Origin of the sequence: Kerstersia gyiorum, from assembly GCF_048595715.1 — a bacterium.
In the GTDB taxonomy this organism is placed as follows: Bacteria; Pseudomonadota; Gammaproteobacteria; order Burkholderiales; family Burkholderiaceae_B; genus Kerstersia; species Kerstersia gyiorum.
Map to the genome: position 1 here is coordinate 59151 of NZ_CP169556.1, position 13789 is coordinate 72939.

Consider the following 13789-nt stretch of genomic DNA (forward strand, 5'->3'; position numbering starts at 1 on the left):
TTCTGGTCAGGCGCGATAGAGCTCAAGCTCGAGCTCGCCCACGGCCTGTTGGTATTGGGTCTTGCCGCCAAAGGCACGCACCAGTTCGATCGGTGTGCCTAGACGGTCGAAGGGAGCGATGGAGAGGATTTGCGTTTCCTCAATGGCGGCCACACCTTCGTCGGCATATTTGTCGAGCAGGGCTTCGAGCACCTTCTGCGCCTGCTCGCCGTACTTGGCGAAGTAATGGCGCTTCTTGACCTGTTCGGCCCGCTCCTTGCGCGTGAGCGGGGGTTGATCCCAGGCCACGTGGCACAGTAGATCGAAGGGGTCGAAATCCTTGCCGGCTTGCTTGTCCACCTCGTCGGCCAAAGCCTCGAAGAAGATGCCTTGATGAGCCAGCTCGTCGATGATGGCCTGCTTCTTCTCGGCCTTGCTCCAATGGCGCAGAAAATCGTCGAGCGATGCGAATTCTTTGGCCAGGGTATTGCGGGTGTAGTCCTTCAGGGACTCGGTGATCAGTTTGCCGTTGGCGTCGAAGTACTGCACTCGCTCGGCCACCACCTTGACCTCGACATTGGCGACAACGTAACGGCGCACGCTGCTGCCTTCCTCACCTGGCAGCGGTTCGGCTACGCCGCCGGGGGACGTGGGGTTGTCGTCCGGCGTGGGATAGGTGAATTCATCGTCAGGCGACGCCTCCCCATCTTCTTCATCTGGAGGAAGCGGTGGCTCGCCGGGGCCTGGCTCATAGATCTGCACGGGATCGCCATCGAAAGCCGGATCGGCGAACAGTTCGGTCGCCTTCTTGAAATCGAGGATGGTGAACCAGTATTTGTCGAAATCTTCGTTGATGCGCGTTCCGCGACCGATGATCTGCTTGAATTCGGTCATGGACTGGATGCGCTGATCCAGCACGATGAGCTTGCAGGTCTGGGCATCGACGCCCGTGGTCATCAGCTTGGAAGTGGTCGCGATGACGGGGTATTTGCTTTCCGGGAAGATGAAGTTGTCCAGCTCCATCTTGCCTTCTTCATTGTCGCCGGTGATGCGCACGACATAGCGGTGGTTCTGTGCCACCAGGTCGGCGTTTTCGTTGACCAGCGCCTGGCGCATGCGCTCGGCGTGGTCGATGTTGTCGCAGAAGACGATGGTCTTATCGAAGCGGTTGCTGGCTTTCAGGTATTCGCTGATCTTGCGCGCGACCATTTGCGTGCGCTGTTCCAGTACCAGCGTCTTATCAAAATCGCGCTGGTTATAGATACGGTCTTCGATCTCGTTGCCGTGCTTGTCGAGCATGCCCTTGTCGGGACGCCAGCCGGTCAGGTCTTTGTCCAGATCAATGCGCACCACCTTGTAAGGGGCAAGAAAGCCATCGTCGATGCCTTGGCGTAGCGAGTAGGTGTAAATGGGCTCGCCGAAGTAGTCGATGTTGGATACGTCCTTGGTTTCCTTGGGCGTCGCGGTCAGGCCGATCTGTGTGGCTGAGTGGAAATACGTCAGGATCTCGCGCCAGGCCGAATCTTCGGCGGCGCTGCCCCGGTGGCATTCGTCGATCACGATCAGATCGAAGAATTCCGGGCTGAACTGCTTGTAGATGTTCCGTTCTTCTTCGTTACCGGTGACTGCCTGGTAAAGCGATAGATAGATCTCATACGACTTGTTGGCTTGCCGCTTCTGGATCTTGGTCATCGCTGCGCCAAACGGCTTGAAGTCGTTGGTCATGGTCTGATCGACCAGGATGTTGCGGTCAGCCAGGAACAGGACGCGTTTCTTGGCGCGGGACTTCCACAGCCGCCAGATGATCTGGAAGGCGGTATAGGTCTTGCCTGTGCCCGTGGCCATCACCAGTAGAATGCGCTTCTGCCCCTTGGCGATCGCCTCGATGGTCTTGTTGATGGCGAGCAACTGGTAATAACGGGGTGTCTTGTTGCTGCCATCGCTGTAGTAGTCCTGGGCGACTAGGGCCTGTTGCTGCGTGCTCAGCCCCTGATGCTCTGCCCACCATTGCCAAAGCATATCGGCACTGGGGAATTCGTCCAGGCTCAGTTCGCGCTCAATCACACCGTCCTTGGCGATCTTGTTGTGGAACAGGAAGCCATCCCCATTGCTGCTGAATACGAAAGGCACTTGCAGCATTTCTGCATAGCCAAGGGCCTGTTGCATACCCGAACCGATGGCATGCTTGTTGTCTTTGGCTTCGATAACGGCAATGGGCAGGTTGGGCTTGTGGAATAGCACATAGTCGGCGCGCTTGTGCTGACCACGTGTGTGCAGTTTGCCGCGCACGATGATGCGCCCCTTGGTCAGCAGGAATTCTTCACGCACCTGGGTCTGGATATCCCATCCGGCTTTTTCCAGGGCTGGGGTGATGAATTTGGTGCAGATGTCACGTTCGCTGAGCGTCTGCTTATTCATAGGACGTACCCCCCTTCCATGCTGGCTTCCCCTTGTGTCTGCTTGTCGTTAGATGCCCGGCCTCGCGACTCTCGCAGCGATCTCATCCCCCATGTATCCATGGCGCTCAATCCAGCACCACCAGAAACTCGGTCGCTAATGCTGTCGGCTGAACATCCCGAACATTGCGCTGTAGCGAAACCAGGCCGTAATCCGCCATCGTCTTCAGGGTGCGCGACAGGTTTGGCACCTTGCGGCCGCTAAGCTCAGCTAGTTCGGTCAGTGACTTGGGTTGTTTGTCGTGGATCAGGCGCAGCAGGCGGCGGTTGTCGTCTGACAGCACCGCTGCCAGTGAGGCAAGGGATGGAAACCAAATACTGGGCGTTTCGCTTCCCTTCGGTGGCGAACCTTCTGGCTGTCGGATACCCACAATGCAGCGCTTCATGATCGCTAATCCAATGACACGTTGATTTACAATTGTATCATCCTCTGATAATCATCGTAGGTCATAAAAGGCGGCTACAAAGGAAAAGGCAGAGGCAAGTGAATGGCAATCAAGGGGCAACGGCCCTACCCAAAAAGGAAAAGGCCACCAACGCCCCGGCCGGACTCACACCACCAAATTGGCAGACGGTGCCAGCCTGTCGATGTAATCCGACCACGCCTGCAACATCTCCCGCCGCTGCTCAGCGTACTCGGCCCGGTTATAGACGCCACGCACGCCACCAATGGTGTGATTCAGCGCTTTCTCCACCACATCCGAAGGCCAGCCCTGCTCGTGCAGCAGAGTCGAAGCAGTTCGCCGCAAGTCATGGATAGTGAAGGCAGGAATCTCCTGCCCCTGCAATGACACCTTCAGCGCCTGGTTCAGTGCATTGCTGGCGAATGGCTTGGCCAGGGTGCCGCGTCCCGGCAGCACCCAGTCGCTGCTGCTGGCCAGCGGCTTGAGTTCCTTGAACAGCGTCTGTGCCTGGGTGGACAGATAGACGATGTGCGGCTTGCCAGTCTTGGAGTTCTCGACTGGGATATGCCATTCGCCTTCGTGCAGATGTACGTCTTTCCACTGCGCCAGCATCAGCTCGGATTTGCGCACCAGGGTCATCAGGATCAACTGGAAAGCGATCTTGAACTGGCGGCGGATATTGGATTTCTGCATGGCGCGCAGGAACAGCTTGATTTCGTCCGGCGTCAGCGCCCGGTCGCGGGCGGCGGCGCGGTAGACGTGCCGCATGGGCAGGGCCATGACCGGGTTGGCCTGGATCAGGCCGCAGGTCAGCGCGTAGTCGAGCATGCGCTTGAGCAGTCCGCGCACCTGGCCGGCGGCAGCGTCGAAGCCTTGTTCCTTCTTGCGCCAGATGACGCTGCGCACGTCCTCGGCGGTAATGTCACGGACTGGCTTGCTACCGATGTGCGGCAGGATGTCCTTTTCCAGGTAGCGGCGAGGCATGGTCACGTCCTTGCGGTCGCGTGACTGGATATCCTTGAAGAAGCGTTCGGCGAAGTCGGCCACGGTGGCGTCTTCTGCGCCGGCCACTTTTTCATGCTGTTTCCTTTTTGCCGGCGACTGGCCCAGCGCCACCAGATGCGCCGCTTCGTCTCGCTTCAGGCGGGCGTTCTTCAGAGTAAGCGCTGGGTACTTGCCCAGCGTCAGCTTCTCGTACTTGCCATTCAGGCGGTAGCGGTAACGCCAGACAACGCCTCCGGTCGGGAAGACCTCCACATACAGTCCCCGGTCGTCGGTGACCGTGTAGGTCTTGTCTCTGGGTTTGAGCGCCTTGAGTGCGTTGTCGGTCAGTGCCATCTCATCCTCCGTATGTCCAAGTAGAGAAAGGAAAGCAATCAGCCGTCTACTTGGAGCCAAACTTGGACATAAAAGAGAGCAGCTTTGACTGTATCACCAAATCACTCAGTAGACAAAAATCCCTTTAATTATGCGCCTTATAGGCACATCAGCAGACTTCAATAGACATCCATGGACCCCACCTCACTTCCCGATGCAGAAGCTGGAAAAAATCATCCCCAGTAAATCATCGCTGCTGACCTTGCCCGTGATTTCCCCCAGCGCGTCATGTGCCAGCCGGAGTTCCTCGGCGAACAGGTCCAGGACGGTGTCGTTTTGGGCGGCGTGCAGGGCTGCCATTTCCAGGTGGGCGCTGGCGAGGTTCAGGGCTTCGACGTGGCGGGCGCGGGCAAGCCAGGGGGAGGCTTCGCCCGGGGTCCAGCCGGCGAGTTGCAGCAGTTGCTGCCGCAGCGCGTCCAGGCCGTCGCCACGCTTGGCGGAGATGCCGATGGAGGCCAGGGCATGGCGCGTGTGTTCCAAACCGGCCACGGGCTGATCCTGAGCGCTTGCCGCAGTGGCTGGCTGCCAGGCCGTGCCGGTGTCTTTTTCCACCAGGTCGATTTTGTTGAAGACTTGCAGCACCGGAACGCCCGGGCGGCAGTGTGCCAGGATGCGGGCGCTGATGGCCTGTACCGGCAGGCGGGCGTCCTGCAGGTGCAGGACGATGTCGGCGTTGGCGATTTCGTTCCAGCTGCGCTCGATGCCCAGGCTTTCGACGATGTCGTCGGTGTCGCGCAGGCCAGCGGTGTCGATGATGTGCAGCGGGACGCCGTCCAGGTGGATTTCCTGGGTGACTTTGTCGCGCGTGGTGCCGGCGATGGGCGTGACGATGGCGATGTCTTCGCCTGCCAGGGCATTGAGCAGGCTGGATTTGCCGACGTTGGGTTCTCCTGCCAGCACGACTTTCAGGCCGTCGCGCAGGGCCACGCCCTGGCGGGTTTTGGCAAGGATGTCCGCCAGTTCTTCGCGCAGGCCGGTCAGGGTGGCGGCCGCCTGGTATTTTTCCAGGAAGTCGATTTCTTCTTCGGGGAAGTCCAGCGTGGCTTCGACCAGAATGCGCAGGTGGATGATGCGTTCCGCCAGGTCGTTGACCTTGGCCGAGAATACCCCTGACAAGGATGCCACAGCGCTGCGGGCAGCGGCTTCCGAGCTGGCGTCGATCAGGTCGGCGACGGCTTCGGCTTGCGCCAGGTCCAGGCGGCCGTTGAGGAAGGCGCGCTGGGTGAATTCACCGGGTGCAGCGAGCCGCAGTCCGTGCGTCCGCCCTGCTTCCAGGCAGCGTTGCAGCAGCCGGCGCAGGACGGCTGGGCCGCCGTGGCCCTGCAATTCCAGCACGTCTTCGCCGGTGTAGGAGTGCGGCGCCGGAAAGTGGATGGCGATGCCTTCGTCGATGGCGCTGCCGTCGTTATCCCGGAAGGGCAGGAAATGTGCATGGCGCGGTTTGAGTTCCTGGCCCAGCAATGCCTGGACGAGCGGGCCGAGCGCCTCTCCGGACAGGCGGATGATGCCAATGCCGGCGCGGCCGGGCGCGGTGGCGATGGCGACTATGGGCTTGGCATCGAGGATGGACATGGCAATCAGCTGTGGATAACTCTGTTGATAAAACACTGGATACGAGAACGGGCCGGGGCGGGCAGGTCCGGTGCCGCTGGCGGGCGGTGACGGCGGCATCCCTTGCGGGGAAGGCGACCAGCCGCCTGCCTGTGCTGACAGGCCCGCGCCTGCTTCAGTGAGGGCCAGCATTGGCGGGGCTGGACATGGCTGCCGCGCAGGACGGTCAGCACGCATCGTACCCGGCAAACGCTGCTTGTGCATCTCCAGGCTATGGCGGGCCGTTGGACGACGCAGGAAGGCCGCATCAGGCCGCTTGTGGATACTTTTGTGGACGACACGGCGCAATTCCCGCCGGTGAAGGTCAGTCAGGGGCTGCAAGAGCGGGTTACGGCAAATCAGCCAGCCTGACCTGGCCGATCGACGCCTGGCTGAACGGTTGCCGGGCGGGGCAGACTGGAGGGGCTGTAAGTGTGCGACCGGGATGAAGCCGGTGCGCCTGGCGCTATGCCGCCGCCTTGGCCTTCTTGTCCGCCGGGCTGGCGGTTTTCTTGCTGCGTTTGCCCGAGGGCGGGGCCAGCATGGTGCCCCGGCATTCCGGCGCGCCGCACAGGCAGCGATACTGTTCCTTGAGCTTGCGCGTCTGCCGGCCGTCTATCACCAGGCCGTAATCGTAGTTCAGCTCTTCGTCGGCGCGGATGTCACGCAGGGCGACAATGTAGATCCGTTTGCCGTGGCGGCCTTCCTGGGTTTCGCAATTGGGGGCGCAGGAATGGTTGATCCAGCGCGAATCATTGCCATCGACACCACCGTCGATCACGATGCCGCTGCTCAGGGCGAAAAAAAAGGTATGGAAAGGGTCGTCGGGATTGACGGGGTGGCGGCGGTCCGCTTCGTCCTGGTCAATGCGCTCGCCCTGGTATTCAAGAATCCGGGTACCAGCGGGGATGTCTCTGGCGGCGAATACGCCCTTGCCATGTACCGGAGAGTCCGCCAGGCGGTGCCAGGCGGGTTCTCCGGTGCCCGTCCGGCCAGCGGTGCGTACAGCGGCAGGGGTCTCCAGGCGCTTGTCCTTGGCTGGGGAACGGGGTTTGCTACTCACGCAATCTGACCGCTTTTGCCGTTCAGGCTGCCCGGCTGCTGGGCATGCTGCGGCCCGTCTTGCGGCGCTTCATTACGAGGATTACAGGGAACAAACTCACGGCGGCTAGGACGCCAGCCCAGGGATGTACGCGACGGCGCGCGGTGCTGAATCATGATGATGAGGAACGTGAAAGACAGGCATTGCCCGACCGGGCGAATTATAGGCCTGCGTTTTTGCACTTGCAGCATTCACTGCCCACAGGGAGTCAGACCGTTCCGAAAAGGCAACAGATCCCCTGCCGGGTGAGGCTGGGGCGCGTGCCATGACCGATGAGGCCGCGAGTTGTGCTATCGCGCTGCTGGATCAGTGTCAGGCAGCACATAAAGAAGGGCGTGGAAAATTGTTCCACGCCCTTCTTGCGCAACGAGCGGCGACTCAGCCGGGTTTACTTGTCCGCAGCGCCCTTCTTGCTCGCAGTCTTGCGGGCAGTCTTGGTCGCGGCTTTGGCTGGGGTCTTCTTTGCCGCTGTCTTGGTCGCAGACTTCGTTGCCGTCTTGGTTGCCGCCTTGGTGGCAGTTTTGGCCGCCGTCTTGGTGGTCTTCCCGGCAGTTTTGGTCGCCGTTTTGCCAGCCGCCTTGCCACCCTTTTCGGGGCGCGGTTCGAACTCGAAGCCAACCTTGCCGTCAGGTTGCAGCACCAGGTAAGCCTTGAACTTGCGGTTGGTTCGGCTGGAAACGAAGCCGTCCAGCAGGTCCGTTCGGCCGTCACGCAGTAGCTTGGCCACCTGCTCGCGGGAAATCTCCTGCTGCAGTATCACCTTGCCGCAGCGGAAATCCGCCGTGTTCTTGTTCGGCCCCACGGCGTGTTCGCTCACGTAATGCATGCCGTGCTCGTACACCTTGCCGCCACTGATCGGGCTGACGCCAACCGGCTCCTGCTGCGAAAAATCGGTTTCTTCTTCGTCATCGTCGTCGTTCTGGCCGAAATCGAAATTCAGCTTGAACTCGTCGTCGATGCGCAGGATGGCCGCGAACGGGCGGCCCATCTTGCTGATGAAGCCCTGCAGCGGCCCGATTTCGCGCTTTTCCAGCAGGGTTTCCACTTCCGGCAGCTCGAACGTTCGTCCGCCAGGATGCTTGCTGATGGAAAAATCGCACTGCGTGCAGGCAAAGCGCCGGTAGTTTTCCTTCACGACGCTGCCGCATTTCGGGCACGGTGTTTTCAGCGTGGCGTAATCGCCAGGCACGGTGTCGCGTTCGTATTCCTTGGCGCGCTTGACGATGACCTGCGTCATCTGCGCGATCTCGCGCATGAAGGCATCGCGGTCCAGCTTGCGCTGCTCGATCTGCTTGAGCTTATGCTCCCACTCGCCCGTCAGTTCCGGCGACGTCAGCTCGCGCACATCCAGGCCTGCCAGCAAGGTCATCAGCTGACGCGCCTTGGCGGTAGGAATCAGATCGCGGCCATCGCGGCGCAGGTAACTCTCGTTGAGCAGGCCTTCGATAATCGCAGCGCGCGTGGCAGGCGTGCCCAGGCCGCGCTCGGACATGGCCTCGCGCAACTCTTCATCATCGACCAGCTTGCCCGCGCCTTCCATGGCCGACAGCAGCGTCGCTTCGTTGTAGCGCGCTGGCGGTTTGGTGGCCAGGCCCACGGCCTCGACCTTCTCGGTGCGCACCTTCTCGCCATCGGCCACGGCTACCAGATTGGCTTCATCGCCTTGCGCGTGGCGGCCATACAGCACCAGCCAGCCGGGCTGCACCAGCACCTTGCCCTCGGTCTTGAAACGATGGCCATTGACTTCCGTCAGCCGGGTCGTCACCCGGTACTCGGCTGCGGGGAAGAACACCGCCAGGAAGCGGCGCACCACCAGGTCATAAATCTTGGCTTCGGCTTCGCTCAGCTCGCGCGGCACTTGCAGCGTCGGAATGATGGCGAAGTGATCCGACACTTTCTTGTTATCGAAAATGCGGCGGTTCGGGCGGATCCAGCCTTCCTGCAAAATCCGCTGCGCATGCGGATTCACGCCGGCGGCGGCGGATTCCCCTTGCGACAAGGCGCCCACTACCTCGCGGCTCGTGGCGATATAGTCTTCCGGCAGATAGCGCGAATCGGTACGCGGGTACGTCAAGGCCTTGTGGCGTTCGTACAGTGATTGCGCCAGTGACAGCGTGGCCTTGGCGGAAAAGCCGAAGCGCGAGTTGGCTTCGCGTTGCAGCGAGGTCAGGTCAAACAGCGCGGGCGACAGCTGCGTGCTGGGACGCGACTCTTCCGTGACCGTGCCGGGCTGTTCGCGGCAAGCCGCCACCACGCTTTGCGCGGCGGCCAGCGACCACAGGCGCGATTCGCGTTTTTCCGGGTCGCGTTCGTCTTTCTTGAAATCAGGGTCTATCCAGCGGCCTTCGTACAGGCCGGCGGCGGCAACGAATTGCGCGCGCACTTCCCAATAATCGCGGGAAACGAAGCGGCGGATGCGTTCCTCGCGCTCTGCAACGATGGCCAGGGTCGGCGTCTGCACGCGGCCCACGGGTGTCTTGAAGAAACCGCCATCCTTGCTGTTGAAGGCCGTCATGGCACGCGTGCCGTTGATACCCACCAGCCAGTCGGCCTCGGCGCGCGAACGCGCAGCGGCTTCCAGCGGTTGCAGGTCTTCGTCGTCGCGCAGGTTCTCGAAGGCTTCGCGGATGGCGGCTTGCGTCATCGACTGCAGCCAGAGCCGCTTGATCGGTTTCTTGGTGCCGGCGTACTGGGTGATGTAGCGGAAGATCAGCTCACCCTCGCGTCCCGCGTCACAGGCGTTGATGATGTCGACCACATCCTTGCGCTTGATCAGCCGCACCAGCATCTTCAAGCGCTCCGTCGACTTCTTGTCGGCCGGGGCGAGTTCGAACTGTGGTGGAATGACAGGCAGATGGGTAAAACTCCATTTGCCCCGTACCGGATCATTGGGCGCGACCAGGCCCAGCAGATGCCCGATGCTGGAACTCAGCACGTAACGATCGCTTTCGAAATAATCGCCCTCACGCTTGAAACCGCCGAGGGCGCGTGAGATATCAAGGGCTACCGAGGGTTTCTCGGCAATAATCAGCGTTTTTTCCATGTGTTTCCAAGGAGCGCCTGGCGCCAGGTTGCGGGGAATCATACGGTTGGAGAATCAAGACATGCAAGCGATCAGCCAGGATGAAGTTGGCACGGCAGGCTCGAATTGGCGGAATTTGCTGTCCTCGCAGGCGCTTTGGCTGGGGGCGATCCTCCTTGCCAGCGGGTTGATTTGTCTGCTGGCCGCCAATTGGACTTCCCTCGGAAAGTGGACACGTCTGGTGGGCCTGCAAGTGTTGCTGATTGCAACTGTCGGCCTGGCATTCTGGGATGTCAGGCGGCGCGGGACGAAGGGTAACCTGTTCCTGGCAATAATGATTCTGGCAGCCGTGGGGATTGGCGCCTTGTTGGGCCTGGTCGGCCAGACCTACCAGACTGGCGCGCAGGGCTGGCAGTTGTTTGCCTGGTGGACCCTGCTGCTGTTGCCCTGGGCGTTGGCGGCGCGGCGGCCTGGCCTGTGGCTGTTCTGGCTGGCTCTCATGAATATCGCCCTGGCGCTCTGGCTGGCGGTAGGCCACAGCTTCCTGGGGGTCAATTACCTGCGTGGCAGCCTGGGCACGTGGCAACAGGCGCTGCCCAATCTGCTGTGCCTGGTGCTCTGGCATGGGTATGGCGAGCGCGTTGGTGCATATGGCAAGGCGGGCATGCGCTTGCTGACTGCGTTGGCGCTCTGGCCCCTGGCGATGGAAGTCGGGTATTGCATCATGGATTTCAGCGGGTACAGCGAACCCATGGGGCCGCTGCTGATCCTGGGGGTCATCTGGCTCGTGGCGTCAGTGGTACTGTGGCGGCGTTCCAGCCGTTCCGGGCACGAGGATTTGTGGGTGCTGGCCATTGTAGGCATCGGCGCCATCGGCGTGAGCCTGGCCTTCTTCCAGTCGGTGCTGAACGATTCTGGCTCCCTGGAAGCCCTGCTGAGCGTGTTGAGCTTCGTCGTGCTGATTGAGGCGGCATGGGTGGCGTGGCGGATTTTGCGATTGCACGAGAAAATCACCGGCAAGGCCACTGGCAGTGCGGAAGACATCCCCTTGTCCGTGCAGATCGTGCAGGGTTTCGGTGCCTGGCTGGTGACCCTGTTCGGCATTGGCCTGCTGCTGTTGCTGGGCGTGGTGGAAAGCGAAGAAGGTGCACTGGTCTTCGGCATCGTGCTGATGCTGGTGTCTGTCCTGATCCTGCGGCTCAGACAGGCGGCGGAAAAGGCCAGCGTCAGCACGGAAAATGTGGCCCTGAAACAGGCCGCGCCAGGCAGCCAGCTTGCCAATATGGTCGAGCAGATTGGTGTTGCGGCAGGCGTGGCGGGCATGGGATTTGTCGGTTTCGGCCTGGTGATGCTGCTGGAGGAACCCCATAGCTATCTGCTGTTGGGGCTGGCGGCCGTCGCGCTTTACGGCGCGGGAACGGGGCGCATCATCCGCTTCGTTGCGGCCCTGGTGCAGGCAGGCTGCCTGATGGTGGTCGTGCGCTGGCTGTTCTGGGTGAAGCTCCAGGGCGGGGATGCACTGGGTGACATGATCTGGTGGCAGATGGAACAGGGCTGGCATGACCTGCTGCCCATGGTGCCGGATGTCTGGCTGCTGACGGTTGGGGCATTGCTGGCATTCGTGCTGGCTTATGGGCAGCAACGAAAAACCTGGCTGTTGCCGGGCGCGCTGGCCTGGATGCTGGTGGCCCAGGGTGCCATTTTCGGCATGGGCAGCGTCGCGGTGCAGAATTTGCCCGCGCTGCTGCGCCAGGATGTGATGTTTGGCAGCTTTGCCCTGCTGTATGCGATTTTGCCTGCTGCCGTGGCCCTGATGGTGTTGCGCAGTCTGCCGCAGCGGCCGTCGCTGGTTTGGAGCGCAGGCCTGACGGCAATGACTTTGCTGGTGTCGTTGGTCTGCCTGTCGGCGCCGGCCGTCCTGATTGCCATGGTCTGGGTCTGGCTGGGCATCGGGTTGCAGCGTCGCTGGTTGCGGGTTTTCGGTACGCTGGCATTGTTGTGGGGCCTGTTCGATTATTACTACAGCCTGCATATTCCGCTGCTGGAGAAAGCGCAATGGCTGCTGGTGGGCGGATGCCTGGCGCTGGCTGTGTCGGCTGTGCTGGAGCGCAGCCATAAGCGGCACATGGGTGGTTCGCAGGCGGCAGGTGCCGGCCAGCGAGCGATCGGTACACGAGGTGCCCAGGCCGGGTTGGCGGGTGGTTTGTTGGCGGTGCTGGTCGTGGCCAATGCGGGAGTGTTGCGCTATGAAAACATCCTGGCCCACGGCAAGCCGTTGCTGCTTGAACTGGCGCCGGTGGACCCGCGCGCCCTGCTGCAGGGCGATTACATGGATCTGGCTTATGCTGCGGATCGCATTTTGCGCTGGGGGGAAGAGGCCAGCGCTGGTGGCTATGCGGTATTTGCGGCGGGCCTGGAGCAGCCGGCCGAGGTGTTGCGGGTGCAAGCGCACGCGCAACCTCAGGCCAGCGACGAAGTGGTCGTCCCCTTGCGCACAGGTTCATGGGATAACGTCAGCCTGGCGCTGACAGGGGCGTATTTCTTTGCCGAAGGGCTGGAGCCTTATTTCTCGCCCGCGCGCTATGGCGAGTTCCGGGTTGATGAATCCGGCCGCTCGGTGCTGCTGCAATTGCGGGATGCCGACATGCAGCCCATGGCGGCCAGTGGGGACACATCCCCGGTCGGCAGCCGCGAGGCCCCGCCGACTCCCCGGCCGGCTCCCGTCAATGACCTGTCCGGCGCAGCGGATGCCGCACCCGAACTGGCGCCGCCTTCTGCCCGGGAGTTGTCCCCGAAGGAAGAGGCTGAAGTGCGGGCCATAGCGGCCCAGGCGGCTGCCTCGGCCGCTGCCGCCAGTGAGGCGGCAGAAGCCGCCACGAACGAGTAAAGAGCAGGCGGCTGGCCGTTGTTGTTCAGGGTGCCAGGCCGCCGTGGGCCAGCGTGACCTTGATGGCCTGGAGATTGTCGGGGGCGACCTGGATCATGCCCCTGCCGGGTACGTCGATTTCTGCGATCAGGAATAAGGCCAGTGCGGTGATGACGGGAAAGGTGAGGATCAGCAGATTGCTGCCCTGCTTGCCGCGTATGTTGTAGCCGATCATGAAGTTCGAGCACAGGCCGAACAGCAGCAGGATCGCCCAGGCGGCATTGGGCACCTGGCGCCGCCAGCTGGACATGGTTTTCTGCTGGGCGGTATAGAGGTTGTTGCTGGCGTCCAGCGCTGTCTTGATGATGGTGTTCGGGTTCGCCAGCGCAATTTTGCTGATCAGCGTCCACATGCGGGTTTGCAGCTGGATAGCTTGCAGGCGCAGATCGGCGCGCAGCGCATTGTCGTTGGTTTCGAAAAACTGGATGCGCAGCTCCAGGTAATGCCTCAGCATCTGCTCGGCCTGCTCCTGTTTCGATTCTTCCAGCAACGTCGTGTGCTGCAGCGCATTGCCGATGGCAATGGCCTCGTTTTCCTCTGCGGACACGCGCAGGTTGTAGCCGTTGATGGCGAAGGTCAGGATGAAGCCGATCAGCAGGGCAAACAGCGACAGGGCGGCGCCGAGCACGACTTTCAGTTCGTCATCAGAGGTGTTGCTGTGCTTGAAACGGCGGCCCCAGGTGTATTTTCCCAGGAAAGCCGCCAGCGTCAGGCTGGCCAGCAGGGCGACCAGGGTCGTCCAGGAATAGATGTCGATGTCGAGCAGGTCGGCGTGCATGTGGCGGCAGGAAAAGGTGGCTGGACGTAGGTCTGGTGGCATGGCGGGTTGGGGCCGGGCAGCATCCCTACAGGTAGTCGGGGTATTTTAGGTCGACCGGCGCCAAATAAACGTAACGCCAGGTGTGGCGCCGCCGCGACGCCCTGCCTGCTGTC

The 13789-nt window shown here is 61.6% G+C and carries 8 protein-coding genes; 1 reads left to right on the plus strand and 7 read right to left on the minus strand.

Annotation, left to right across the window (positions count from 1 at the left end):
- Positions 1–6: 6 nt before the first annotated feature.
- The 6 genes from hsdR to ACEW7X_RS00240 all read right to left on the minus strand — a co-directional run bounded on the left by hsdR (position 7) and on the right by ACEW7X_RS00240 (position 9951).
- Positions 7–2397, minus strand: coding sequence for an EcoAI/FtnUII family type I restriction enzme subunit R (gene hsdR / locus ACEW7X_RS00215; RefSeq protein WP_420177473.1), 2391 nt, complete (start codon positions 2395–2397; stop codon positions 7–9).
- Positions 2398–2503: 106 nt separating this feature from the next.
- Positions 2504–2821: a MarR family transcriptional regulator gene (locus tag ACEW7X_RS00220; RefSeq protein ID WP_420177474.1), complete on the minus strand. Its 318-nt coding sequence runs from the start codon at positions 2819–2821 to the stop codon at positions 2504–2506.
- Positions 2822–2986: 165 nt separating this feature from the next.
- The gene (locus ACEW7X_RS00225) at positions 2987–4177 is read right to left on the minus strand and encodes a tyrosine-type recombinase/integrase (RefSeq protein ID WP_420177475.1); all 1191 of its coding nucleotides are present in this window, start codon (positions 4175–4177) and stop codon (positions 2987–2989) included.
- Between the two features lie 183 nt (positions 4178–4360).
- Positions 4361–5788, minus strand: coding sequence for a tRNA uridine-5-carboxymethylaminomethyl(34) synthesis GTPase MnmE (gene mnmE / locus ACEW7X_RS00230; RefSeq protein WP_420177476.1), 1428 nt, complete (start codon positions 5786–5788; stop codon positions 4361–4363).
- Positions 5789–6272: 484 nt separating this feature from the next.
- The gene (locus tag ACEW7X_RS00235; protein WP_420177940.1) at positions 6273–6764 is read right to left on the minus strand and encodes an SET domain-containing protein; all 492 of its coding nucleotides are present in this window, start codon (positions 6762–6764) and stop codon (positions 6273–6275) included.
- A 532-nt stretch (positions 6765–7296) separates the two neighbouring features.
- Entirely contained in the window at positions 7297–9951 is a 2655-nt protein-coding gene (locus ACEW7X_RS00240) for a DNA topoisomerase III (RefSeq protein WP_420177477.1), read from the minus strand.
- 61 nt (positions 9952–10012) lie between these two features.
- On the opposite strand from ACEW7X_RS00240, the gene ACEW7X_RS00245 reads away from it, so the two are divergent.
- Positions 10013–12817 carry a GDYXXLXY domain-containing protein gene (locus tag ACEW7X_RS00245; protein ID WP_420177478.1) on the plus strand — a complete coding sequence of 935 codons (2805 nt, stop codon included), beginning with the start codon at positions 10013–10015 and terminating at the stop codon, positions 12815–12817.
- 25 nt (positions 12818–12842) lie between these two features.
- Here ACEW7X_RS00245 and ACEW7X_RS00250 read toward each other — a convergent pair whose 3' ends face one another.
- Positions 12843–13676 carry a hypothetical protein gene (locus tag ACEW7X_RS00250; protein ID WP_238591427.1) on the minus strand — a complete coding sequence of 278 codons (834 nt, stop codon included), beginning with the start codon at positions 13674–13676 and terminating at the stop codon, positions 12843–12845.
- Between the last annotated feature and the right edge of the window lie 113 nt (positions 13677–13789).